Raw genomic sequence first — 25720 nt, 5'->3', positions numbered from 1 at the left:
TAGGCAACGTTAGAGAAGGTATTAGTTGACTATAAACGCGGAATTATTCCCAAAAATTTTGAGGGAGGGAATCACTTGGAAAAGGTAGATATTTTTAAAGATATTGCAGAACGAACAGGCGGTGATATTTATTTTGGAGTTGTAGGAGCTGTTCGAACAGGGAAATCAACATTCATTAAAAAATTTATGGAACTTGTAGTTATTCCAAATATTGAGAATGAGTCTGACCGTCAAAGAGCGCAGGATGAATTGCCTCAAAGTGCTGCTGGTCGTACAATTATGACGACGGAACCGAAGTTTGTTCCAAACCAAGCGGTTTCTATCGAAGTAGATGAAGGACTTGAAGTGAATATTCGATTAGTAGATTGTGTTGGATATACGGTTCCTGGAGCGAAGGGCTATGAAGATGAGAATGGCCCGCGTATGATTAATACCCCTTGGTATGAAGAACCTATTCCATTCCATGAAGCTGCAGAAATCGGCACGCGTAAAGTAATTCAAGAACATTCAACAATTGGTGTTGTAATTACAACAGATGGAACAATTGGTGAAATTCCAAGAAGAGATTATATAGAGGCAGAAGAACGCGTTGTAAATGAGTTGAAAGAAGTAGGAAAACCTTTCATTATGATAATTAATACGGTACAGCCGTATCATCCAGATACAGAGCAATTACGCCAAAGTTTATCAGAAGAATATGATATCCCGGTTATTGCAATGAGTGTGGAGAGTTTAAGAGAAACAGATGTATATAATGTACTTCGTGAAGCGCTATTTGAATTCCCTGTATTAGAAGTGAATGTGAACCTTCCGAGTTGGGTAATGGTGCTAAATGAAGGGCATTGGTTGCGTCAAAGTTATCAAGAAGCAGTTCAAGAAACTGTGAAGGATATAAAACGTCTTCGTGATGTGGATCGCGTTGTTTGGCAGTTTAGTCAATATGAATTTATTGATCGAGCGAGCCTAGCTGGCATTGATATGGGGCAAGGTGTGGCGGAGATTGATTTATATGCGCCAGATGAATTATATGATCAGATTTTAAAAGAAGTAGTAGGAGTAGAAATTCGAGGGAAAGATCATTTGTTAAAGCTTATGCTCGATTTATCTCATGCGAAAATAGAGTACGATCAAGTGGCGGATGCACTGCGTATGGTTAAGCAAACAGGATATGGTGTAGCAGCACCTGCATTAGCGGATATGAGCTTAGATGAGCCAGAAATTATTCGTCACGGTTCAAGGTTTGGTGTGAAGTTAAAAGCGGTAGCGCCATCTATTCATATGATTAAAGTAGATGTAGAGTCAACGTTTGAGCCGATTATTGGTACTGAAAAGCAAAGTGAAGAATTAGTTCGTTATTTAATGCAAGATTTTGAAGATGACCCGTTATCAATTTGGAATTCTGATATATTTGGACGTTCACTTAGCTCGATTGTTCGAGAAGGAATTCAGGCGAAATTATCTTTAATGCCAGAAAATGCTAGATATAAATTAAAAGAAACGCTAGAAAGAATTATTAATGAAGGATCTGGCGGATTAATTGCGATTATACTATAAGAAAAAATCCCTCTCATTGTAGAGGGATTTTTTGTTTTTTTTGATTATAAAATAGAAAAATAAACAGTCATTATCTAATACATTGTTGTAAATTGTCAAGTTTCATCAGATTTTCACATTTTAAGAGTAACAATTTCCTTAAAAATATTGAATTATAAAGGAGAATCGTATAATATAGGCGTTGATAATGATTTATCTACATCTTTGTAGTATAGAATTTGCAAAAATTGCCTACAAATGAAAGTAAGACTCATTTTATGATCATTATACAGTCTTATCTTTGGGAGGAGGTGAATGGCATGAACAAGACAGATTTAATCAATGCTGTTGCAGAAGCAAGTTCCCTTTCTAAAAAGGACGCAACAAAAGCAGTAGACGCTGTTTTTGATTCTATCTTAGAAGCTTTAAAACAAGGTGATAAAGTACAACTGATCGGATTCGGTAACTTCGAAGTTCGTGAGCGTGCGGCTCGTAAAGGTCGTAACCCACAAACAGGTGAGGAGATTGAAATCGCTGCAAGTAAAGTACCTGCATTCAAACCTGGTAAAGCGTTAAAAGATGCGGTTAAATAATCCTTACATATTAACAGGGAAGAAGAGTTTCCTTTTTGGGAACTCTTCTTTTTGCTTTTAAAAACATAAATATGCTAGAATGTGTTCGTATCACTTTTAGGTTTTCGGGAGGGCTAGCGGATGGCAAAAGTTAATTTAGAACAAATTGAACATGCAGTACGCCTTATTTTAGAGGCGATTGGGGATGACCCAAATCGTGAGGGAGTACTTGATACACCAAAGCGTGTTGCAAAAATGTACGCAGAAGTGTTCTCAGGTATGCATGAAGATCCGAAAGAGCATTTGCATAAAGTATTCGGAGAAGATCACGAAGAGCTTGTACTAGTAAAAGATATACCATTTTATTCGATGTGTGAGCATCATTTAGTACCATTCTATGGAGTTGCTCACGTTGCATATATTCCGCAAGGTGGAAAGGTAACAGGGTTAAGTAAATTAGCTCGTACCGTAGATACAATTGCACGTCGCCCACAACTGCAAGAACGTATTACATCAACAGTAGCGAACTCTATTATGGAAGTACTAGAGCCTCATGGTGTAATGGTAGTAGTAGAAGCAGAACATATGTGTATGACGATGCGTGGTGTGAAAAAACCAGGTGCGAAAACAGTAACGACAGCAGTGCGTGGTGTGCTTGAAAATGATGCTGCAGCGCGCAGTGAAATTTTATCGTTTATTAAAACGAAGTAAAGAAAAGCGGGAAACTGCTTTTCTTTTTTTTTTTTAGTAAATAAATGATATAGTTTTAACTAGACAGAGTGAGATTAGAAAGATTGCTTACATGAATGGTAGGTGTAGCCAAGTTTTGGTTATAGAAAATAGAGTGTATGTGTTATAATAAGTTTTATGAATTAGAAAACAAGGGTGATTTTTTGTGTGTGACATCTACGGAGGGTATGCGGGTATAAAAGAAAAATTGATGGAGAAATTACGCCATCCTTATTTTATAAACTATATTGAAGAACCATTTATTGATGAAGAAAAGATAGCATTGTTATATGGTGCTTTAAAGAGTGCAAACTTACATATAGAACAAATTGAGCATTACGTAGTAACAATTATGCTTGTACAAATTGCGCTTGATACGCATGAAAGGGTATCAAATAAAGCAGGCGAGGAAGAGATTGAATTCCATAAATGTCGTCAATTAACAGTACTTGCAGGCGATTACTATAGTGGACTATATTATTATTTATTGTCTATGAATCGTGATATTGTTTTAATTCGTGCACTTGCTGAAGGAATTAAAGAGATAAATGAACACAAAATTATGTTATACCAAAAAGCGCATGAAACGACGGATGACATAATGAAAAGCATAGTAACGATTGAGTCTGCGCTCCTTCAAAAAACATGTGATCATTTTCAGTTATCACATTGGAAGCCATTTATCACATACGTATTAGGTGGAAATCGCCTTCAAAAAGAAATTCAATTGTATGCTGATAAGCAACATTCACCTGTTTTTCAAGCTATGCAAGATGCTTTAGGGGATAAAGCAGAAGTAGTGATTAATGGTTGGATGAAGGAATTGAGAAAGAAAGAAAAACAATTTTTAGAAAATCACACAGACATAAATGAAATAAATTCTGTGTTAAGGAATGAATAGAAGACATAAGCAATTTTACATTGGAAGAAGGTACGAGCATGCAACAATCAAAAGAAGAAAGAGTACATGACGTATTTGAAAAGATTTCTGATAAATACGATGTGATGAATTCTGTAATTAGTTTTCAAAGACATAAAGCGTGGCGGAAAGAAACGATGCGAATTATGGATGTACAACCAGGCAGTCAAGCGCTTGATGTATGCTGTGGAACCGCAGATTGGACAATTGCGCTAGCTGGAGCCGTAGGTGAGCAAGGAAAGGTTGTTGGCTTAGACTTCAGTGAAAATATGTTATCTGTTGGTAAGCAAAAGGTAGAGGCGTTACAATTAAAACAAGTAGAACTTCTACATGGGAATGCAATGGAACTTCCGTTTGAAGATAATACGTTTGATTATGTGACGATTGGGTTTGGTTTACGTAACGTACCGGATTATATGCACGTATTAAAAGAAATGACGCGTGTAGTAAAACCAGGTGGAAAAGTAATCTGTTTAGAAACATCTCAACCAACAATGATTGGTTTTCGACAAGGGTATATTTTATACTTTAAATATATCATGCCGTTATTTGGAAAGATGTTTGCGAAAAGTTATAAAGAATATTCATGGCTTCAAGAATCTGCTAGTACGTTCCCAGGGATGAAAGAATTGGCTCAAATGTTTGAGCAAGCTGGACTTGAACGTGTGCAAGTGAAACCATTTACTTTTGGGGTAGCAGCAATGCATTTAGGAATTAAACCAGAATCAAAATAGAAAAAAGAAGTTTTAGGTTAAGGTGAACAATATGAAGTTACAACTTATGTACTCTTTTTTACGATCGGATATTAATGTGATAGAAAAAGAATTAAAAAAGACAGTCGCTTCTGAACAGCCATTAGTAGAAGAGGCAGCATTACAGCTTATTGAAGCTGGTGGGAAACGAATTCGTCCTGTATTTGTGTTGCTTGCAGGGAAATTTGGAGATTATAAGTTAGATGCGATTAAGCATGTTGCTGTTGCGTTAGAACTTATTCATATGGCTTCTCTTGTTCACGATGATGTTATTGATGCTGCATTTTTACGACGCGGCAGTGCGACTGTGAATGCGAAATGGGGAGATCGTATTGCGATGTATACAGGGGACTATCTGTTCGCTAAGTCTCTTGAATGTATAACCAATATCGAAATTCCAGAGGCACATCAAGCGTTATCACATACTATTTTAGAAGTCTGTAAAGGTGAAATTGAACAAATTAAAGATAAATACAATTATGACCAAAATTTAAGAACGTATTTAAGAAGAATAAAGCGAAAAACAGCATTATTAATTGCCGCGAGTTGTCAATTGGGAGCGATTGCTGCTGGTGCTAATCGTGATACGGTAAATCGTCTATTTTGGTATGGGTATTTTGTAGGAATGTCTTATCAAATTATTGATGACATTTTAGACTTCGTTTCTACAGAAGAGAAACTTGGAAAACCTGCTGGTGGGGATTTACTACAAGGGAATATTACACTTCCTGCTTTATATGCGATGGAAGATCCCGTACTTCGTCAGAAAATCACATCTGTACATGAAAATTCAACAGCAAGTGAAATGCAAGAAATTATTGATGCTGTAAAAAATAGTACAGCAATTGATCAAGCATTTGCGTTTAGTGAACGTTATTTACATAAAGCTTTAGAAATAATAAAACCACTCCCACGTGGAAAAGCAAAGTACGCATTACAAAATGTTGCAAAGTATATTGGAAAACGAAAATTTTAAGGTTTATTCTAAAAAATAAAATAATCTCTCTATTTCAAAACTATTGCACAATTGTGATAAGGGTGATAATATGTGTGTGGGGATATACAATTACATACATAATTCAGAAGTGGAGAGATTTTTTATGGAAAAAACATTTCTAATGGTAAAACCAGACGGTGTACAACGTGCCTTCATTGGGGAAATTGTAGCTCGTTTTGAGAAAAAAGGCTTTCAATTAGTTGGTGCAAAATTAATGCAAGTCACTCCAGAAATTGCTGGACAACACTACGCTGAGCATAAGGAAAAACCTTTCTTTGGTGAGTTAGTAGACTTTATTACATCTGGACCTGTATTCGCAATGGTATGGCAAGGTGAAGGTGTAGTAGATACAGCTCGTAACATGATGGGGAAAACAAGACCACATGAAGCAGCTCCTGGAACAATTCGTGGAGATTTCGGTGTAACTGTTGCGAAAAACATTATCCATGGTTCTGATTCTTTAGAAAGCGCAGAGCGCGAGATTGCTATTTTCTTTAAAGAAGAAGAATTAGTTGACTACTCAAAAATAATGAATGAATGGATTTACTAATTATTTTGAAATAATTTGTAAACGCTTTAATCACTGTGATAATAGTAAAAAGTGCAAGGAGAATAGGGGTATTCTTCTTGCACTTTTTTTATTTTCAGTTAGTTACGAAGTTTGAACTGTTATGATATGTTGATATTTAAATTAGGACTATCGGAAATATAGAATAAGAAAATGGTCGATTTATGATATAATTTCTTTAATATTTTTAGAATGATAAAAGTTAATATAGTGAGATAAATACATATACGAAAAGAGGAATAACGTATGCGATATATTACAGCTGGTGAATCTCATGGTCCACAACTTACAACGATTATAGAAGGTGTTCCGGCAGGATTGTCTTTAGTAGCAGATGATATAAACGAAGAGTTAGCTAGAAGGCAAAAGGGATATGGGCGCGGTAGACGCATGCAAATTGAAACGGATCAAGTGCAAATTTTAAGTGGTGTTAGACATGGAGAAACATTAGGTTCCCCTATTGCACTTGTTGTTGAAAATCGTGATTTTGCACACTGGACAAAAATTATGGGGGCGGAGCCTTTAACTGAGCAAGAAGAAAAAGAGATGAAAAGGAAAGTGACAAAACCAAGGCCTGGGCATGCTGATTTAAATGGTGCGATTAAATATGGTCATAGAGATATGAGGAATGTACTGGAACGTTCGTCAGCGCGCGAAACGACGGTGCGTGTTGCTGCTGGTGCGGTTGCTAAAAAGGTGTTAGCAGAACTTGGTATTAAAGTAGCGGGCCATGTAATTGAAATTGGCGGTGTACAAGCTAAGGAGATTACGTATAGTTCAATTGAAGAATTAAAGAGTATTACCGAAGCATCTCCTGTACGTTGCTTAGATGACGAAGCTGGTAACCAAATGATGAAAGCGATTGATGATGCGAAAGCAAATGGTGATTCAATTGGTGGAATCGTTGAAGTAATTGTGGAAGGGATGCCAATTGGAGTAGGTAGCTACGTGCATTATGATCGAAAACTGGATGCGAAATTAGCAGCTGCAATTATGAGTATTAATGCTTTTAAAGGTGTCGAGATTGGAATTGGTTTTGAAGCAGCGCATAGACCAGGAAGTGAAGTTCATGATGAAATTCTGTGGAATGAGGAGCATGGATATACACGAAGAACAAATAATGCAGGTGGATTAGAAGGCGGTATGACGACTGGAATGCCAATTGTTGTGCGCGGTGTGATGAAACCGATACCTACACTTTATAAACCTCTTCAAAGTGTAGATATTGATACGAAAGAGCCTTTTACAGCGAGCATTGAACGTTCAGATAGTTGTGCAGTGCCAGCAGCTAGTGTCGTTGCAGAAGCGGTTGTGGCTTGGGAATTAGCGACAGCTTTAATAGAACAATTCGGATTAGATCGTATGGAACTAATTCGTGAAAATATTGAGAAACATAATGAATATGCGAGGGGATTTTAATGGGAAACATACATATTCAAACGAAATCAAAAGAATATGATGTACATGTTGGTAAAGAAGTGTTGTCAAACTTAACAACGATCGTTCAAAATATGCAGCCAGCGGTATCTAACGTAATGATTATTTCAGATGAAGCTGTTGCATCACTACATTTACAGACAGTTATCGATGCATTACAAGTAGAGCAGCACGTGTTTTCGTTTGTTGTACCAAGTGGCGAAAAAGAGAAGTCTTTCGAAAATTTCTATGCGGCTCATACGTCAGCTCTTGAAAATAAATTAGATAGAAATTCTTTAATTCTTGCACTTGGAGGCGGAATGATTGGAGATTTAGCTGGTTTTGTTGCTGCATCGTTTATGCGTGGTATTCGCTTTGTGCAGGTTCCGACAACTTTATTAGCGCACGATAGCGCAGTGGGTGGGAAAGTAGCGATTAACCATCCGTTAGGTAAAAATATGATTGGTGCATTCCATCAGCCAGAAGCAGTTGTATATCATACACCGTTTTTACAGTCTCTTCCTGAAAAAGAGTGGCGTTCAGGTTATGCAGAGGTGATAAAGCATGCTCTTATCGGTGATGTGGAGCTATACCATTGGTTAAAAGAAGAAGTGCAAACATTAGCGGATCTTCATGATGAGAAGTTAATCCATATATTAACGAAGGCGATTCCTGTAAAGGCAAATGTTGTGTCACAAGATGAAACAGAGAAGGGTGTACGTGCTCATTTGAATTTTGGACATACGTTAGGACATGCTCTTGAAAAAGAGCTAGGGTATGGAAATATTACTCACGGTGACGGTGTAGCGGTTGGAATGTTATTCGCCATATTTTTAAGTGAGCAAGTGTACAAGGTTGATCTTGCTTATGAAGATATGAAGCAGTGGTTCTTGAAATACGGCTATCCAAAAATGCCAGGAGATTTGAATGTAGAGCGCCTCGTTCAATTGATGAAACAAGATAAGAAAGCAAATGCAGGAGCAATTCATATGGTGCTTATGCAGGAATATGGGGTAGTGAATGTCGTATCTATTTCAGATGAGACTGTTCATATTGCGTTAGAGGCATTTCAAAAAGATATGGTTTAAAATTGATAGCGAAGTGCTGTGAAGTGCTCATTTAGAGGTATTCTCGTAATAGTGACGGTTATGACAAAAGATTACAGTAAGGGGCTATAACCGTATTGTAATCAAATTGAATGAAATGACTGGGGGAAGAAAAATGAGAGTGAAAGAGCAATTGTTAACTTTGAGAGCGTATGTGCCTGGGAAAAACATTGAAGAAGTAAAACGAGAATATGGTTTGTCAAAAATTGTGAAATTAGCATCCAACGAAAATCCATTCGGTTGCTCAGCACGTGTGACAGAAGCATTAACTTCTTTAGCGAGTCAATATGCCCTTTATCCAGATGGATATGCCTTTGAACTTCGGACAAAAATAGCGGAACATTTAGGTGTAAAAGCAGAACAACTACTATTTGGTAGTGGATTAGATGAAGTCATTCAAATGATTAGCCGAGCGTTACTACATGAAGGAACAAACGTTGTAATGGCGAATCCTACGTTTTCACAATATCATCACCATGCTGTTATTGAAGGAGCAGAAGTTCGTGAAGTATCACTTAAAGATGGTATTCACGATTTAGATGCAATGCTAGAGCAAGTAGATGAGAAAACGAAAATTGTATGGATTTGTAATCCGAATAATCCAACAGGTACATATGTTGAGAAACAAAAATTACTTTCATTTTTAGAATCAGTTCCTAAGTCGGCTCTCGTTATTATGGACGAAGCATATTATGAATACGCGGAAGCAGAAGACTATCCGCAAACATTACCACTTCTTGAAAAGTATGAAAATCTTATGGTTTTACGCACGTTTTCAAAAGCATATGGTTTAGCTGCTTTTCGTATCGGATATGCGATTGGGGATGCGAAGTTAATCGGACAGCTAGAAGTAGCTAGGTTACCATTCAATACATCAACTGTAGCCCAATCTGTAGCACTCGCTGCATTAGAAGATCAAGCTTTTTTACAAGATTGTGTGCAAAAGAATGCTGAAGGTTTAAATCAGTATTATGCATTTTGTAAAGAATATAACGTATTCTATTATCCATCTCAAACAAATTTCATTTTCTTAAAACTCGGTATACCAGGTAATGAAGCTTTCGAACGATTAATGAAAAAAGGATATATCGTTCGTTCTGGTGCTGCATTTGGTATCGATGATGGTATTCGTATTACTGTCGGTTTGAAGGAAGAAAATGATGAAATTATAGAGTTACTGAAAGAGCTTGTAAATGAGCAAGTACAGAAAGAAGAAACATATTCTTAAGAGATTGTGGAGGCTCCTATTATAGGAGCCTTTTTATCGCATTCAAAATAAAGGTTGAAGACTGCTAATTAAGTTATTCTGTAAACCACGGTTTGTATGGCTTGATAATTAGTGAGAGAAGTTATTTGCACGGTCATAAAAGAAAGCGGTACAATAGAAGATGATGATAAGGTATCGGTGTCATATCCGAACCTTTTGAACAATTAACTACTCTGTAGGAAGAAGTATAAGAAGAAGCATGCTCATTCTAAAGGTTGCGTTCTAACAGTGAGTTGCTTATGATAAATGAACAGAAGAGAATATTTTTTAGAATTAAAGGAGACGTTTATGCAAAAGTTTGAACAAGCTGTTTCATATATTGAAAATGGTGAAGCAGAAAAAGGATTACAATTATTAAAAGAACAATTAAAAATTGCGAATGATGAAGAGAAGTATGATATCGCTCGTTACTATCATACACTTGGATTTACAGATGAGGCATTAGCAATTACTGAAGACTTACGTTTACTGTATCCAGAAGAAAGTGAATTCACTGTATTTTTAGCAGAATTATATATTGATCTAGATAAAGAAGATGAAGCGATTGAAGTGCTTCATGATATTCCAGAAAATGACGATTTATATGTTCAATCGTTATTACTTGTTGCAGATTTATTCCAAATGCAAGGTTTTGATGATGTAGCAGAGCAAAAACTATTAAAGGCGAAAGAAATGATGCCTGATGAACCTGTTATTACGTTTGGGTTAGCAGAATTATATAGTAGTAAAGGTAAAGAACAAAAGGCAATTACTTATTATGAATCGCTATTACCGGAACATAAAGTAATGGGTGGTGTTGTGATCGCACTTCGCCTCGCAGAAACGTTAAGCGCGATCGGAAACTGGGAAGAAGCGATTTCTTATTATGAAGCAGGCCTAGAGGAACAAAAAGATATTCACTCATTATTTGGATATGCCTTCACATTATACCAAGGTGAAGAATATCAGAGAGCAATTGGTGCTTGGCAAGAACTAAAAGAATTAGACCCTGAGTACGCATCACTGTACATGTATTTAGCGAAAAGCTATGAAAAAGAAGGAATGCTTCAAGAAAGCTATGAAACGCTTCATGAAGGAATTAAAGTAGATGAGCTTTCAGTTCCATTTTATGTAGAGTTAGCGAACATTGCGGCGAAATTAGGAAAAATAGTAGAAGCAGAGGAAGTTCTTCAAAAAGCGCTTGAGTTAGATCCAGGGCATTTAGGTGCAACATTAAAATATGCATATATCTTAAAAGAACAAGAAAAGTACGAAGAGTTAATTGCAATTGTAGAGCGTGCTATTGATAGTGGAGAACCAGATACACAACTACTTTGGGATCTTGCGTATGCAAAAAAACAATTAGAAATGTATTCGGATGCATTAAAACACTATGAAAGTGCATATACTTCTTTTAAGAATCATCCAGACTTCTTAGAAGAGTACGGTTATTTCTTATTGGAAGAAGGAAAACGAAAAGAGGCGAAAGAAGTATTTACCCAGTTATTACAACTAGACCCGACACAAATTCATATTGAAGAGTTGTTATATAATTTAGAGGATTTTTCATAAGTTGGAAGGAAACTGAATGCCGCTTCTTGAATCTAAAAAGAAAAGAGAAAGACAGAGGAGGGACTTAATTGCTATGAATACCCCTGTTTCTGTAAACGAGAAGAAGGATTTTGTAAAATGGTTTTTGAATAATTACCAACTGAAACAGCGTGAATGTGTATGGATTCTGAATTATTTAATGAGTCACGACCAATTGATGCATAAAGTCCACTTCGTAGAGCATGCAAAATATTGTCCGCGTGGCTTAGTGATGTCAGCAAATTGTGTGAAAGACACACCGTTTCACTTTTTTAAACAAAATGTTATGACAACAGATGCTGAAAAATCGTTTCATGATATTCGTTTAAATCGAGATGAGGATATTTATATTCAACTCAACTTTAAATCATCGTTTCAAAATGCGAATTATGTAGCTGTATTAGAAGAAAACCCATATCTACCAAAGCATATTGAAGTAAATGAAAAAGATCGTTTACTTGCAGAAAGGTTTTTGGAAGAAAGTGTATTTTCGTTTAGGAGAGAACGCCTTTTGAAACAAATTGATGAAGCGTTAGATAAGCAAGATAAGGAAGCGTTTCATAGATTAACGGCAGAGTTAAAAACTTTATAGAATTTATTTGGATTAATAAATTTTTACAAATTTCAGACTTTCATCAAGAAAAACTACCTATATTGGGTAGTTTTTCTTTTTTTACCTCTTTTAGTATGGTTTAATATATATAAAGTGAAAGTTCTGTCATTTGTAAGTGAAGGAGGGAAGGAATTTGAAGTGGATTGTAAAAGATGTGGAACAGTTTGAGCAAGCAAGAGAGTATGTTGATACAGGAGTAATACCGCTGTTATCAATTTCGGCAGCAAAAGAAATGAAAATGGTTGTAGAACAAGGTGAATTTATCGAATTGTTGAGCACGGAATTGGAAAGAGAGTATAAGGGAAGAGTGCTTTTACTGCCTGCGTTTACGTATTTGGTAGAAAGTCAAAAGAATGAAAAAGGTCGTTTGCAAGAATGGACAAATCATTTACGAAGTGAAGGTTTTAAGCATATTGCTTATGTTACAAGTGATTTTTCATGGAAAGAGGATATGCAAGAGTTACAGGGAGATTTGTTTTGGTTTCCTTCATTAGCATTAGAACAATTTAGTGATCAAGCAAAAAGAGAAGTTATTCATGCACATATAAAAAATATAATGGTGATGTTGGAAGAGAAATGGGGAAACTCACAATAAACAGAAAGTTCTTATTATTATGAGTAGTATGATATTGACCTGTGCATGAGCGTATTATATCATGATAGTGTCCTAGTTTTTATTTTTTATATAATTTATCACGAGGGGACAATTTCTGATAGAGGGGGGAAATTTTCGTGAGCGAGAAAGAACATCGCGTGTCAAGAAGACAATTTTTAAATTACACACTCACAGGGGTAGGAGGCTTTATGGCTGCCGGTATTTTAATGCCGATGACGCGATTTGCGCTTGATCCGGTGTTAAGAAAAGAAGCGGGAACGGATATGGTTGCTGTTGCGCAAGTAAAGGATATTACAACAGAGCCGAAGCGTTTCGATTTTAAAGTGAAGCAGGTTGATGGTTGGTACAAGTCTGAAGAACCAAAATCAGCTTGGGTTCATAAAGATGAAAGCGGAGACATTGTTGCGTTCTCTCCAGTATGTAAACATTTAGGATGTACAGTTAACTGGAATTCGGACAAAGCACATCCGAATCAATTCTTTTGCCCATGTCACGGGGGTCGTTATACAAAAGATGGGATTAACATTAAAGGTACGCCACCCCTTGCTCCGCTTGATGTGTACGAGTCTAAAGTGAAAGATGGAACGCTGTATCTAGGAAAAGCGAAGCCAAGAGGGGGTGCAAAGTAGATGTTAAATAAAATTTATGATTGGGTGGATGAAAGATTAGATATTACACCAATATGGCGTGATATCGCTGATCATGAAGTACCTGAACATGTAAACCCGGCACATCACTTTTCTGCATTCGTCTATTGCTTTGGAGGACTTACCTTTTTCGTTACTGTAATTCAAATTTTATCTGGAATGTTTTTGACGATGTATTATGTGCCTGATATTAAAAATGCTTGGGAATCAGTTTACTATTTACAAAATGAAGTTGCTTATGGGCAAATTGTTCGTGGTATGCACCACTGGGGTGCTAGTCTCGTAATTGTAATGATGTTTTTACATACACTCAGAGTTTTCTTCCAAGGTGCGTATAAAAAGCCCCGTGAGTTAAACTGGATTGTTGGTGTTCTTATTTTCTTTGTTATGTTAGGTCTTGGTTTTACCGGATATTTATTACCGTGGGATATGAAAGCTTTATTTGCTACAAAAGTAGGGATTCAAATTGCAGAGCAAACACCGCTCATTGGTCCTTATATTAAAACATTACTCGCTGGTCATTCCGAAATTGTTGGCGCTCAAACATTAACTCGCTTCTTTGCTATTCACGTCTTCTTCTTACCAGCAGCACTTCTAGGTTTAATGGCCTTCCACTTCATCATGATTCGCAAACAAGGTATTTCCGGTCCACTATAAGAGATTGCTAAATTAAAGGGGAAAGAACTAAAGGAGGGAGATTATGCATCGCGGCAAAGGGATGAAGTTTGTAGGAGATTCTCGGGTACCAGTAGCTCGGAAACCAAATATTCCAAAAGACTATTCTGAATACCCAGGGAAAACAGAAGCATTTTGGCCGAACTTCTTGTTAAAAGAATGGATGGTTGGTGCAGTTTTTTTAATCGGTTATTTATGTTTAACAGTGGCGCATCCGTCGCCGCTTGAGAGAATGGCGGACCCAACAGATGCTGGATATATACCACTTCCAGATTGGTATTTCTTATTCTTGTATCAGTTATTAAAGTATTCGTATGCTTCCGGTTCATTTACTGTAATTGGAGCATTTATTATGCCAGGAATTGCGTTTGGAGCATTACTGTTAGCTCCATTTCTTGATCGAGGTCCAGAAAGACGTCCATTGAAGCGTCCTGTGGCAACTGGATTTATGCTTTTAGCAATTGCATCGATTATCTTTTTAACTTGGGAATCTGTAGCACACCACGACTGGGAAGCTGCAAAAAAACAAGGAGCAATTGTAAAAACAGCGCCAGTTGATAAAAATGATGATGGCTATAAATTAATGCAAAAAAATACTTGTTTAACATGTCATGGTGACAATTTACAAGGCGGGGCAGCAGCACCGGCACTGCAAAACTTAACTTTAAAGCCAGAAGAAATTGCTAAAATTGCGAAAGAGGGAAAAGGTTCAATGCCTAAAGGTGTATTTAAAGGTACGGATGAGGAACTGAAGAAGCTTTCGGAATTCGTTGCAAAGTATAATAAAAAATAATAAAAAAGCTGACTACAAAATTTGTAGTCAGCTTTTCTATTTAGTTGGATGAAGTTTGTTATAATAGAGTAGGATTTAGTGAATGAATTACTTTGCTTGAAAGGTGTTGGACATACGGATTGGTGTACTTGTATGTAATGTTAAGACAACGCTCGGTATTATTATTTTTATTAATTGTTAACTTATTAGGTACAATTTATGGATTTATATGGTACGGAAATCAATTGAAAGAAACGTCACCTATATTTTGGCCGTTTGTACCAGATAGTCCTATGGCGACTCTCTTTTTTGTCTTTGTTTTAATTGCTTTTTTGGCAAAGAGAAACTGGGGATTAATAGAAGCGTTAGCGATTGTAACTTTAATAAAATATGGTATTTGGGCTGTTGTTGTAAACGCGATTATGATTTACGTAAAAGGGCCTATAGGCCTTATGGGCTACATGTTAATGCTTTCGCACTTCGCGATGGCAATACAAGGATTTTTATATGCTCCATTCTATCGTATAAAAAAATGGCATTTTATAGTAGCAGCTGTGTGGACGTTGCATAACGATGCAATTGATTATTTATTTTGGCAAATGCCGCGATATGGAATTATGCATTTGTTTGTAGAGGAAATTGGTTATTTTACGTTTTGGTTAAGTATTGCTGTACTATGTATTACATATTATTGTTGCTTACGTGAGCAAAGAAAACAATTTTCTTTATGATGGTTAGAACATTTAGGGGGAGAACATGGAGAAAAATAAGAGTGGTACAAAAATATTGGATCGATTAATTACTTTAGTTGTTTCATATAGCATAGCATTTTCTATTTTTGCACTCGCAACAACGGCAGTTGTATATGGAAAATGGTTGTATTATTTTGAAATTGATTTTTTAAATATTCCTGATTTAGCGGATATGACGAAGGATGAAATTAAAAGAAATTACGATGTGCTTATTACATATTTATCCCCGTTTTATGACGGAGCATTACATTTGCCCACATTAGATATGTCCACAAATGGCCGTATTCATTTTGTAGATGTTAAAAATATTTTAGTAAAGATTCAATATGTGATGTATGCGACAATTATGATTGCAGTGATAGGCGGAATTTATTTATTAAAAAAGAAAAATGAAAAGTTTTTACTGCACGGATCGATTTTAACAATCATTTTTCCGATAGCGCTTATGTTACCAATTGCTATTAATTTTGAAAAGAGTTTTGTATTATTCCATAAACTTTTATTTAGTAATGATTATTGGGTTTTTGATCCTGAAAAGGATCCAATTATATTAATGTTACCAGAAGAGTTCTTTATGCATGCTGCGTGTGCTATTTTATTATTCATTTTAGGTGGGAGTATACTTTGTTACAGCTTATATAGATATCTCGTAAAAAAGAAAAGGATGTCACAGAAAAAATTCTCTGCTTAAAGAGAATTTTTTTCTTTGTAAAACGATAATATATTTTTCGGTCTAGTTCTGTTCTATTCTTGTCCAAATTAACATATTTTGTACTAGTAGTTAAGGGGGGACCGGGATGAAGAGAACATTAATTGGATTGATAGCATTTCTAATTATAATGTTTCCGTTACGTATATATGCTGAAGAGTGGAATGAGCTAACAGGGTTGTTAGACGACTCGTTACAGTTAGTGAAGCGTAATGAAGATGAAAAAGCGGTACAAGTATTACAACATTTCTCGGAGCAGTTTTTAATAAAGGGGAATGAAAAGAAGCAGGAAGTAACACCAGATCAAGTTAGAGTTATTTCTTTAGCTTACGATAAGGCGCAACAATCGCTCTCTGAAGAAGGTTTAGGTAAGCAAGCTAAAATTGATAATGTGCTGGCATTACAACTTGCTGTTGATGCACAAGTATCGAAATATCAACCACTTTGGATGGAAAGAGAAAGGAAAGTAATGGATGCCTTTTCTCAAATGGAAAAAGCGATGGAAAAAGAAGATGCTGGGCAGTTTCAACAAACGTTAAATACGTTTTTAAATGAATTCAATATTATTTATCCAAGCTTAATGATTGCTTTGCCAGAAAACGAGGTCCAGCGTGTAAATGTTCATTTATCTTATTTAGATGAATTTCGTAACGTTATGTTAAAAACGAAAGGCGGCCAAATGCAATTAGGGATTATTAAAGGGGATTTGCAAAAGATATTTCACACAGTAAAAAAAGATGAAATTGCACCCTCTCTCATTTGGTTTATGACAATTACTGGGGGACTTATTTTATTCACATTAACTTATGTTGGATGGAGAAAGTATAAAGGAGAGAGAGAAAAAAGAAAAAGTAATGTACATTCTAAAAATAGATAATGCAATAAATAAAGATATGGATTGTAAGGTTTATTCATTGACAATAGTGGCAGAAGAAAATAGAATGAGAAGTACTATAATTAAAACTTCAATGGAGGTTCATGATGTTTTATTTAATTTACTTCGCGATCATAATGATCATACCGTTGTATGCACAGTCAAGAGTACGTAGTGCCTATAGCAAGTATTCACAAGTTTATTCAACATCAGGTATGACAGGAGCGGAAGTGGCTCGAAAAATTTTAGATGAAAATGGATTATACAACGTAGCTGTCGAAGAAACACCAGGTCATTTATCAGACCATTATGATCCAACCGCTAAGACGGTTCGATTATCAACAGATAACTATTATGGACATTCAGTTGCTGGTACAGCAGTTGCAGCACACGAAGTAGGACACGCAATTCAAGATGCACAAGATTATAACTTTATGCGTATTCGTCATTCGTTAGTTCCTGTGGCTAATTTTGGATCGAATATATCATGGGTATTTATTATGATTGGTATATTTGCGACAATGTCAAAACTATTGTTATTAGGTATCATTTTAATGGCAGCAGGTGTTGTGTTCCAGCTCGTTACATTGCCAGTTGAGTTTGATGCGTCAAAGCGCGCAATGCAACAAATTGAAGCGTTAGGTATTGTATCAACAGATGAATATGGGCAAGCTCGTAAAGTATTAAATGCGGCAGCATTAACATATGTAGCAGCTGCAGCTGTAGCGGTATTTGAATTATTACGTCTCGTATTAATGTATACTGGTATGCAGCGTAGCGACGACTAAAGACTATCAATTTTGATAGTCTTTTTTTGTTGTGTGGATTGAATTATATAATGTATTGCAAATAGAAATAATAGAAGTAATGCGGAAAGGTGGTGGGGGAAATGAAATATCCAGACCATTTAGTAAAACAAGTACAAGAGCGTAGTGCTCCTTATCAACTAGAAGGTTTTTTAAGTGGACAAGGTCCTGAAAATCCCAAATTTATGTTGTTAGGAGAAGCACCTGGTGAAACAGAAATTCATAATGGGATTCCGTTTAGCGGGAGGGCGGGAAAACAATTAATGGTTTTTTTAGAGCGTATCCACGTTACAAGGGAAGAAGTATATATTACGAGCGCTGTTCGGAGTAGACCTTATAAATGGCGAGAGAAAAAAGAACGAAATGGTGAAATCATACAAAAAAAGTATAATAGAACGCCAAATCAGGGAGAAATAGTTGCCCATGCGCCTTTGTTAGATTATGAATTAGAGAAAATACATCCGAAGCTTATCGTCACGCTTGGAAATATCGGTCTTCAACGTTTAACAGGAAAAAATAAAAAAATCACAGATGTACACGGGCAATTATTAAAACAGCCCATTCAAAAATTAAAGGATATGCAAAGTGCAGAGTTTACATGGTCAGAGAAAGAATATCATGTTTTTCCGACTTTTCATCCAGCTTCCATTTTTTATAATCGGAGTTTATTGGAGCTTATTCATGAGGATTTTGAGAAGCTTAAAAGACTTGTAATAAAAAACTAGAAAAGCTAAGGCGCTTTTCTAGTTATATTTAATTATGTAAAGGGTTTTTATTTTCATCTAACGTAAACCCTTCACCAACTACATCATGTACATCACTTACAGCGACAAAAGCATGAGGATCTACAGAAGTAATGATATTCTTTAATTTCACGATTTCATTTTTAGCAACAACGCAATACAATACATTACGTTCCACTTTTGTATACGATCCAACAGCTTTTAAAAAGGTTGCTCCGCGCTCCATTTCAGATAAAATTTTGGCAGCAATTTCATCGTTTTTCTCTGAGATAATAGTCGCTCCTTTGGCAGCATAAGCTCCTTCTTGCATAAAATCAATGACTTTAGCACCGATAAAAACAGCAACTAGCGTATACATGCCCTCACGGTATGATAAATAGGTAAGAATAGAGACGACGATAACGACAGCATCAAACATAAACATTGTTTTCCCCATACTCCAGCCAACATATTTGTGCGCTAGTCGTGCGATAATATCTACACCGCCAGTAGTCCCGCCATATTTAAATATTATTCCAAGGCCGATACCGATAAATGCCCCGGCGAATAAAGCTGCGAGTGTCATATCATTTTGCAAGTTTAAATGTAAGTTGAGTACTTCGTAACGCTGGAAAATCCATAGAAATAAAGATACGCTAAAGGTTCCAATTAATGTATATAAAAATGTCGTTCTGCCAAGTAACCTCCAGCCAATAAAAAATATAGGGATATTTAAAATTAAGTTTGAGTAGGAAGGATCAAACTTAAATAAAAAATACAATAATAGTGTAATACCAGTAAACCCACCCTCTGCAAGGTGGTTTTCAATATTGATATTGACAATACCGAAAGAAAATATAGCGGAACCAATTAAAATAAAAATAATATTTCGCATCTTCAATTTTGATGTCATATAGAAATCCCCCTAATTATGTAATGATTGCATTGCTCCGCTGAAACGGTAAAACATAATAATAAGTAATTTCTAGTTGCTAGTGAAAATAGTAAGAACCTGATTGATGTGGGCTGATTTTTTGTGAAAAGTGCAAAAGAAAGTTTCACTTTATCCCGCTCTAAAGGCTGATAGGAGATGAAGCAAAGAAGAGGGGCAAACCAGCCGTAGGAACCTGATTGATGTGGGCTGATTTTTTGTGAAAAGTGCAAAAGAAAGTTTCACTTTATCCCGCTCTAAAGGCTGATAGGAGATGAAGCAAAGAAGAGGGGCAAACCAGCCGTAGGAACCCGATTGGTGTGGGCTGATCTTTTGTAAAAATCGCAAAAGAAGTTTCACTTTACCCCGTACCAACGGCTGGTAGGAGATAAACCTCTGAAGAAAGGCAAACCAGCCGTAGGAACCCGATTAGTTCAACTAATCTTTTGCAAAAAAATCACAAAAGAAGTTTCACTTTATTATAGTCTATCCAAAAATGGGTCGCAAATAGGTGTTTGGCGGGGAATAATATTTGTCAAATCGCGATGAATTGGCTAACATGAAAGAGGAAGGATTAGAGGTGAATAGTATGGAAGCAAAAACGATGAAAGATATGCAGAAAGAAGTAGATGCATATATTGGTCAGTTTAAAGAAGGTTATTTCAGTCCGCTTGCAATGATGGCTCGTTTAACGGAAGAAATGGGAGAGCTTGCAAGAGAGGTAAATCATTATTATGGTGAGAAACCGAAGAAAACAACTGAAAAAGAAAGAAGTATTGAAGAAGAGCTTGGAGATGTATTATTTGTTATGATTTGTATGGCAAATAGTTTAAATATTGATTTAGAGACAGCACATAACATTGTAATGAATAAATTTAATACACGTGATAAAGATCGCTGGACACGTATTGATGAGGGAGAGAAAGAATAATGAAAGAAATTAAAGTAATTATCGCCGGACCAAGAGGACGTATGGGACATGAAGCAGTCCTTCTTATGGAAAGAACGGAACATTTTAATTTAGTAGCAGCAGTGGATTATAAGCATGGTGGTGAGAAGATTTCTGATTTACCTGGCATGCCAGCATTACATGCGCCGATTTACGCTGATTTACATACTTGTTTAGATGAAGTAGAAGCAGATGTGTTGTTAGATTTAACAACACCAGAAGTGGGGAAACAACACGTTACACTTGCAGTTGAGCGTGGACTTCGTTCGGTTATTGGTACAACTGGATTTACAGAAGAAGAATTGACACGTTTAACAGAGAATGCAAAAGAAAAAGCAGTAGGAACAATTATTGCTCCAAACTTTGCAATTGGTGCAGTTCTTATGATGAAATTCTCACAAATGGCAGCGAAATATTTCCAAGATGTTGAGGTAATTGAATTACATCATGATCAAAAATTAGACGCACCATCTGGTACAGCTGTAAAAACGGTAGAGTTAATTCGCCAAAATCGTGAATCAAAGCAGCAAGGTCATCCAAATGAAGTAGAGCAACTAGCAGGTGCACGAGGTGCAAATGTAGACGGTATTCACATTCATAGTGTACGTTTGCCAGGGCTTATTGCACACCAAGAAGTAATGTTTGGTGGAGATGGACAAATGTTAACAGTTCGTCATGATTCATTCAATCGTGCATCATTTATGTCAGGTGTAAAACTATCAATTGAGACAGTAATGAACCTTGATCATCTTGTGTACGGTTTAGAAAATATTATCGACTAAAGGGGAGACAACGGATGAAAATTGCCTTAATCGCACATGACAAAAAGAAAAATGATATGGTTTCGTTTGCATACGCATATAAACCAATTTTTGAACAACATGAATTATTTGCAACAGGAACGACAGGGCTTCGCATTATGGAAGCGACTGGATTAGTTGTAACAAGATATCAATCTGGCCCTCTTGGTGGAGATCAAGAAATTGGTGCAATGATTGCAAAGAACGATTTAGATATGGTGATTTTCTTCCGCGATCCATTAACAGCACAGCCGCATGAACCGGATGTGAATGCATTACTTCGTTTATGTGATGTATATGCGATTCCACTTGCAACGAATATGGCAAGTGCTGAAATGTTAATGCACGCATTAGAGCGAGGAGATTTAGATTATCGTAAGTTAAGAAAATGAGGGGAACAATTATGAGTGGATTACATATATTAGCGTTTGGTGCTCATGCCGATGATGTTGAAATCGGCATGGCTGGTACCATCGCTAAATATACAAAGCAAGGGTATGAAGTAGGTATTTGTGATTTAACAGAAGCTGATCTTTCTTCAAATGGAACGATAGAGTTGAGAAAAGAAGAAGCGAAGGTCGCAGCTCGTATAATGGGAGTAAAAACGAGGCTGAATTTAGCGATGCCAGACCGTGGTTTGTATATGAAAGAAGAGTATATACGTGAAATTGTCAAGGTGATCCGTACATATAAACCAAAACTAGTTTTTGCGCCGTACTATGAAGATCGCCATCCAGATCATGCAAATTGTGCAAAGCTTGTGGAAGAGGCTATTTTTTCAGCAGGAATCCGTAAATATATGCCGGAACTTTCACCACATCGTGTGGAGTCTTTTTATAATTATATGATTAATGGTTTTCATAAACCGAATTTTTGTATAGATATAAGTGAGTACCTCTCTATAAAGGTGGAAGCATTAGAAGCGTATGAAAGTCAGTTTTCAACAGGGAGTGATGGTGTTAAGACACCGTTAACAGAAGGTTACGTTGAAACTGTGATTGCTCGTGAGAAGATGTTTGGAAAAGAAGTTGGAGTCTTGTATGCCGAAGGATTTATGAGTAAGAAACCGGTTTTATTACATGCTGATTTATTAGGGGGATGTAAATGAAATTAAAAATAGGTATTACATGTTATCCTTCTGTAGGTGGTTCTGGAGTTGTTGGAACAGAATTAGGAAAGCAATTGGCGGAACGTGGGCATGAAATTCACTTTATTACATCGGGTTTACCATTCCGGTTAAATAAAGTATATCCAAACATTTATTTTCATGAAGTGACGGTAAATCAATACTCTGTATTTCAATATCCACCATACGATTTAGCGTTAGCAAGTAAAATGGCCGAGGTTGCACAAAGAGAAAACTTAGACATTTTACATGTGCATTACGCAATACCACATGCAATTTGTGCATATTTAGCAAAACAAATGATCGGAGAGCGTATTAAAATTGTTACAACCTTACATGGAACAGATATTACTGTGTTAGGTTCCGACCCTTCGTTAAATAATTTAATTCGTTTTGGTATTGAGCAATCGGATGTTGTTACTGCTGTCTCGCATTCATTAATTAACGAAACACATGAGCTTGTAAAACCAAGTAAAGAAATTCAAACGGTATATAACTTTATAGACGAACGTGTATATTTCAAGCGTAATATGTCTCAATTAAAGAAAGAATATGGTATAAGTGAGAGTGAAAAAGTACTTATTCATATTTCGAATTTCCGTAAAGTGAAACGTGTGCAGGATGTTGTTCAGGCATTTGCTAAAATTGTTAAAGAAGTAGATGCGAAGTTGCTTCTTGTTGGAGACGGACCAGAATTCTGTACGATTTTACAGATAGTGAAGAATTTACATATTGAAGATCGCGTTTTATTCCTAGGGAAGCAAGATAATGTTGCAGAACTACTTGCGATGAGTGATTTAATGTTGCTTCTATCAGAGAAGGAAAGTTTTGGTCTTGTTTTATTAGAAGCAATGGCGTGTGGTGTACCTTGTATCGGAACACGGGTTGGAGGTATTCCAGAGGTTATTCAACACGGGGAAACAGGATATTTATGTGAAGTTGGCGATACAACAGGAGTGGCAAATCAAGCTATTCAGCTATTAAAGGACGAGGAACTTCACCGTAATATGGGAGAACGAGCAAGAGAAAGTGTTTATGAGCAATTTCGCTCAGAAAAAATTGTTTCACAATATGAAACGATTTACTATGACGTACTAAGGGATGACAAAAATGGAAAGATTTAAAAAAGCTAGTTCTATTATTGAGACATTAAAGCAACAAGGACATGAGGCTTACTTTGTTGGTGGGAGCGTACGAGATCTTATTATCGATAGGCCGATTGGAGATATTGATATTGCGACATCTGCTCTACCAGAAGAAGTGATGGCTATATTCCCAAGAAATGTTCCTGTTGGTCTTGAGCATGGAACTGTAATTGTTGTAGAAAATGGTGAGCCCTATGAGGTAACTACTTTTCGAACAGAAAGCGAATATGAAGATTTTCGAAGACCTAGTAGTGTTCAATTTGTTCGTTCATTAGAAGAGGATTTAAAACGTCGTGATTTCACGATGAATGCAATTGCTATGACAGAAGAAGGCAAAATGGTCGATTTATTTGCTGGACAGGAAGCCATTCAACAGAGAGAAATTGTGACAGTTGGAAATGCTGCGGATCGTTTTCAAGAAGATGCCCTGCGAATGATGCGTGGTATTCGGTTTGTAAGCACGTTAGGTTTTTCATTAGAAATGAAAACGAAGCAAGCGATTGAAACGTATGGGCATTTGCTAGAACATATAGCAATTGAGCGTATTACAGTAGAGTTTGAGAAACTGTTAACTGGTACATATTGTGTGAAAGGTCTCAAAGAATTAGTAGAGACGAAGCTATTTTCTCATTTGCCATATTTACAAATGTCAGAAGAGAGACTGTTAAAAGCTACGCAGTATAAATGGGATTCTTTCGAAACGGATATTGAGGCGTGGGCATTTTTCTTATATTGTATCGGAGAAGAACATCCATCTGTCTTTTTACGTCAATGGAAGTTTTCGAATAAAAAAATAAAAGATATTGTTGCAGTTTTATTGACAATCCGTACTAGAAAGGAGAAGGATTGGGATACAGTCCTTCTTTATAAAACGGGAATTCATATCGCTGAAATGGCAGAGAGAGTATATGAAGCGATGATTGAACGCTATGACCCTACATCTGTTGAACGAGTACAATCAATGTTTCATGCATTGCCAATCCAGGAGCGTCAAGAAATGAATGTGACTGGTAATGATTTATTAAACTGGGCAAACAAAAAGCCTGGTCCGTGGGTTGCTGAGATGCTTCAGAAAATCGAAGAAGCAATCGTACAAGGAAACGTAGTTAATGAGAAAGAGCGTATAAGGGAGTGGCTACAAGGATGCAATCTACTATAAGAAAGCAGTTATTGCAAGTTTTTTCTGAAGCGGATGGCGAGTTTGTATCCGGCCAAACAATTAGTGATAAACTTGGTTGTTCAAGAACTGCTGTGTGGAAACATATGGAGGATCTGCGGAGTGAGGGATATGAACTTGAAGCTGTGCGTCGATTAGGTTACCGAATTGCAAGTAAGCCAGACAAAGTGACCGCTAATGAAATTCAGTTAGGGCTACAAACGAAGCGGATTGGTAGAACAGTGTATTTTGAAGAAACCGTTGAATCAACGCAGCACATTGCAGCAAAACTTGCTTATGAAGGTGCAGAAGAAGGAACAGTCGTTGTAGCAGAAGAACAAACAGCGGGAAGAGGTCGTTTAAGCAGAAAATGGCATTCACCAAAAGGAACAGGGATTTGGATGAGTATTATTTTACGCCCATCAATCCCAGTTCATCATGCACCGCAACTTACTTTGTTAGCGGCCGTTAGTGTTGCACAGGCAATTGAAAAATGCACGGGTGTAAACGTAGGAATAAAATGGCCAAATGATATTTTAATTCAAGGTAAAAAGGCTGTAGGTATATTAACAGAAATGCAAGCGGATCCTGATAAAATTAATGCTGTCATTATGGGCATCGGTATTAATGCGAATCAAAAGCAAGAACATTTTGATGAAGAAATTCAGCACATTGCTACTTCATTAGCGATTGAATCAGGTAAGCCGATTGTTCGTGCAGAACTTATGCAACAAATCTATTTACAACTAGAAAAATTATATGAAGAGTATTTACAAAATGGTTTCTCTGTCATTAAAATTCTTTGGGAAAGTTACGCTGTGAGCATCGGGAAAGAAATTACCGCTCGAACGATGAGAGAGACAATTACGGGGTTAGCAAAAGGAATCACAGAGGATGGTGTATTACTTCTGGAGGATCATGAGGGGAAAGTACATCATATTCATTCTGCAGATATTGAAATTAAGTAAAAGAAGTTCCTCTTTTGGAACTTCTTTTTAT

29 protein-coding genes are annotated in these 25720 nt (G+C 36.5%); 28 read left to right on the top strand and 1 reads right to left on the bottom strand.

All coding sequences use genetic code 11. The features are described 5' to 3' along the window. Positions 1-75 precede the first annotated feature (75 nt). The 21 genes from spoIVA to DN401_RS20340 all read left to right on the top strand — a co-directional run bounded on the left by spoIVA (position 76) and on the right by DN401_RS20340 (position 18617). A complete protein-coding gene (gene spoIVA, locus DN401_RS20440) occupies positions 76-1554 on the top strand; it encodes a stage IV sporulation protein A (RefSeq protein ID WP_000416519.1) in 1479 nt (492 codons plus the stop codon). 299 nt (positions 1555-1853) lie between these two features. After that, on the top strand, positions 1854-2126 hold the full coding sequence (locus tag DN401_RS20435) for an HU family DNA-binding protein (protein ID WP_001043860.1): 273 nt from the start codon (positions 1854-1856) through the stop codon (positions 2124-2126). 120 nt (positions 2127-2246) lie between these two features. Then, positions 2247-2816, top strand: coding sequence for a GTP cyclohydrolase I FolE (gene folE, locus DN401_RS20430; RefSeq protein ID WP_001151482.1), 570 nt, complete (start codon positions 2247-2249; stop codon positions 2814-2816). 184 nt (positions 2817-3000) lie between these two features. Next, complete coding sequence (locus DN401_RS20425; protein WP_121868162.1) at positions 3001-3735, top strand: heptaprenyl diphosphate synthase component 1; 735 nt, start codon at positions 3001-3003, stop codon at positions 3733-3735. A 38-nt stretch (positions 3736-3773) separates the two neighbouring features. Next, entirely contained in the window at positions 3774-4487 is a 714-nt protein-coding gene (menG, locus tag DN401_RS20420; protein WP_001187674.1) for a 2-heptaprenyl-1,4-naphthoquinone methyltransferase, read from the top strand. A 31-nt stretch (positions 4488-4518) separates the two neighbouring features. Continuing rightward, complete coding sequence (gene hepT, locus DN401_RS20415; protein WP_000776077.1) at positions 4519-5481, top strand: heptaprenyl diphosphate synthase component II; 963 nt, start codon at positions 4519-4521, stop codon at positions 5479-5481. 124 nt (positions 5482-5605) lie between these two features. Continuing rightward, positions 5606-6052 carry a nucleoside-diphosphate kinase gene (ndk, locus tag DN401_RS20410; protein WP_071740354.1) on the top strand — a complete coding sequence of 149 codons (447 nt, stop codon included), beginning with the start codon at positions 5606-5608 and terminating at the stop codon, positions 6050-6052. 264 nt (positions 6053-6316) lie between these two features. Then, positions 6317-7489 carry a chorismate synthase gene (gene aroC, locus DN401_RS20405; RefSeq protein ID WP_001269384.1) on the top strand — a complete coding sequence of 391 codons (1173 nt, stop codon included), beginning with the start codon at positions 6317-6319 and terminating at the stop codon, positions 7487-7489. Next, entirely contained in the window at positions 7489-8574 is a 1086-nt protein-coding gene (aroB, locus tag DN401_RS20400) for a 3-dehydroquinate synthase (protein ID WP_000526819.1), read from the top strand. The genes aroC and aroB overlap by 1 nt, the downstream gene beginning before the upstream one ends. A gap of 133 nt (positions 8575-8707) precedes the next feature. Then, the gene (gene hisC / locus DN401_RS20395) at positions 8708-9820 is read left to right on the top strand and encodes a histidinol-phosphate transaminase (protein WP_001264019.1); all 1113 of its coding nucleotides are present in this window, start codon (positions 8708-8710) and stop codon (positions 9818-9820) included. 327 nt (positions 9821-10147) lie between these two features. Continuing rightward, positions 10148-11410: a tetratricopeptide repeat protein gene (locus tag DN401_RS20390; protein ID WP_098212749.1), complete on the top strand. Its 1263-nt coding sequence runs from the start codon at positions 10148-10150 to the stop codon at positions 11408-11410. 73 nt (positions 11411-11483) lie between these two features. After that, the gene (locus tag DN401_RS20385; protein ID WP_001095925.1) at positions 11484-12020 is read left to right on the top strand and encodes a ReoY family proteolytic degradation factor; all 537 of its coding nucleotides are present in this window, start codon (positions 11484-11486) and stop codon (positions 12018-12020) included. A 154-nt stretch (positions 12021-12174) separates the two neighbouring features. Then, positions 12175-12636 (top strand): YpiF family protein, encoded by a 462-nt coding sequence (locus DN401_RS20380; RefSeq protein ID WP_000871314.1) that lies wholly within the window; start codon positions 12175-12177, stop codon positions 12634-12636. A 137-nt stretch (positions 12637-12773) separates the two neighbouring features. After that, entirely contained in the window at positions 12774-13286 is a 513-nt protein-coding gene (gene qcrA, locus DN401_RS20375) for a menaquinol-cytochrome c reductase iron-sulfur subunit (protein WP_001290418.1), read from the top strand. Next, a complete protein-coding gene (qcrB, locus tag DN401_RS20370) occupies positions 13287-13961 on the top strand; it encodes a menaquinol-cytochrome c reductase cytochrome b subunit (protein WP_000932700.1) in 675 nt (224 codons plus the stop codon). It begins immediately after the preceding gene. Between the two features lie 43 nt (positions 13962-14004). Continuing rightward, the gene (gene qcrC, locus DN401_RS20365) at positions 14005-14772 is read left to right on the top strand and encodes a menaquinol-cytochrome c reductase cytochrome b/c subunit (protein ID WP_000554603.1); all 768 of its coding nucleotides are present in this window, start codon (positions 14005-14007) and stop codon (positions 14770-14772) included. Positions 14773-14891: 119 nt separating this feature from the next. Then, positions 14892-15482 carry a lipoprotein heptaprenylglyceryl N-acetyltransferase LhaT gene (gene lhaT, locus DN401_RS20360; protein WP_149287913.1) on the top strand — a complete coding sequence of 197 codons (591 nt, stop codon included), beginning with the start codon at positions 14892-14894 and terminating at the stop codon, positions 15480-15482. Positions 15483-15507: 25 nt separating this feature from the next. Next, positions 15508-16194, top strand: coding sequence for a lipoprotein intramolecular transacylase Lit (gene lit / locus DN401_RS20355; RefSeq protein ID WP_000414378.1), 687 nt, complete (start codon positions 15508-15510; stop codon positions 16192-16194). Between the two features lie 106 nt (positions 16195-16300). After that, positions 16301-17089 (top strand): sporulation protein YpjB, encoded by a 789-nt coding sequence (gene ypjB, locus DN401_RS20350; protein ID WP_000831584.1) that lies wholly within the window; start codon positions 16301-16303, stop codon positions 17087-17089. A 101-nt stretch (positions 17090-17190) separates the two neighbouring features. Next, positions 17191-17874: a zinc metallopeptidase gene (locus DN401_RS20345; RefSeq protein ID WP_011109966.1), complete on the top strand. Its 684-nt coding sequence runs from the start codon at positions 17191-17193 to the stop codon at positions 17872-17874. A gap of 101 nt (positions 17875-17975) precedes the next feature. Beyond that, positions 17976-18617 (top strand): uracil-DNA glycosylase, encoded by a 642-nt coding sequence (locus tag DN401_RS20340; RefSeq protein ID WP_000876873.1) that lies wholly within the window; start codon positions 17976-17978, stop codon positions 18615-18617. Positions 18618-18645: 28 nt separating this feature from the next. Here DN401_RS20340 and DN401_RS20335 read toward each other — a convergent pair whose 3' ends face one another. Further along, on the bottom strand, positions 18646-19527 hold the full coding sequence (locus DN401_RS20335; RefSeq protein WP_000202121.1) for a YitT family protein: 882 nt from the start codon (positions 19525-19527) through the stop codon (positions 18646-18648). Between the two features lie 607 nt (positions 19528-20134). On the opposite strand from DN401_RS20335, the gene DN401_RS20325 reads away from it, so the two are divergent. From DN401_RS20325 to DN401_RS20295, 7 genes are read left to right on the top strand one after another with little or no spacing between them, the layout of a single operon-like run. Continuing rightward, positions 20135-20476, top strand: coding sequence for a nucleotide pyrophosphohydrolase (locus tag DN401_RS20325; RefSeq protein WP_002108639.1), 342 nt, complete (start codon positions 20135-20137; stop codon positions 20474-20476). After that, positions 20476-21276, top strand: coding sequence for a dihydrodipicolinate reductase (gene dapB / locus DN401_RS20320; protein WP_000658813.1), 801 nt, complete (start codon positions 20476-20478; stop codon positions 21274-21276). Before DN401_RS20325 ends, dapB begins: the two co-directional genes overlap by 1 nt. A 14-nt stretch (positions 21277-21290) precedes the next feature. Continuing rightward, entirely contained in the window at positions 21291-21686 is a 396-nt protein-coding gene (mgsA, locus tag DN401_RS20315; protein WP_000684765.1) for a methylglyoxal synthase, read from the top strand. Positions 21687-21697: 11 nt separating this feature from the next. After that, entirely contained in the window at positions 21698-22402 is a 705-nt protein-coding gene (bshB1, locus tag DN401_RS20310) for a bacillithiol biosynthesis deacetylase BshB1 (protein ID WP_000015673.1), read from the top strand. After that, positions 22399-23544, top strand: a complete 1146-nt coding sequence (gene bshA / locus DN401_RS20305; protein ID WP_000768305.1) for an N-acetyl-alpha-D-glucosaminyl L-malate synthase BshA — start codon at positions 22399-22401, stop codon at positions 23542-23544. Before bshB1 ends, bshA begins: the two co-directional genes overlap by 4 nt. Further along, positions 23531-24724 carry a CCA tRNA nucleotidyltransferase gene (locus tag DN401_RS20300; RefSeq protein WP_000439321.1) on the top strand — a complete coding sequence of 398 codons (1194 nt, stop codon included), beginning with the start codon at positions 23531-23533 and terminating at the stop codon, positions 24722-24724. The genes bshA and DN401_RS20300 overlap by 14 nt, the downstream gene beginning before the upstream one ends. Next, a complete protein-coding gene (locus tag DN401_RS20295) occupies positions 24709-25689 on the top strand; it encodes a biotin--[acetyl-CoA-carboxylase] ligase (protein ID WP_001192063.1) in 981 nt (326 codons plus the stop codon). Before DN401_RS20300 ends, DN401_RS20295 begins: the two co-directional genes overlap by 16 nt. The last annotated feature ends 31 nt before the right edge of the window (positions 25690-25720 follow it).

This window comes from Bacillus sp. BF2-3 (assembly GCF_008368795.1).
GTDB classification, from domain to species: Bacteria; Bacillota; Bacilli; order Bacillales; family Bacillaceae_G; genus Bacillus_A; species Bacillus_A cereus.
This window is presented reverse-complemented; position numbering and strand designations above follow the sequence as displayed.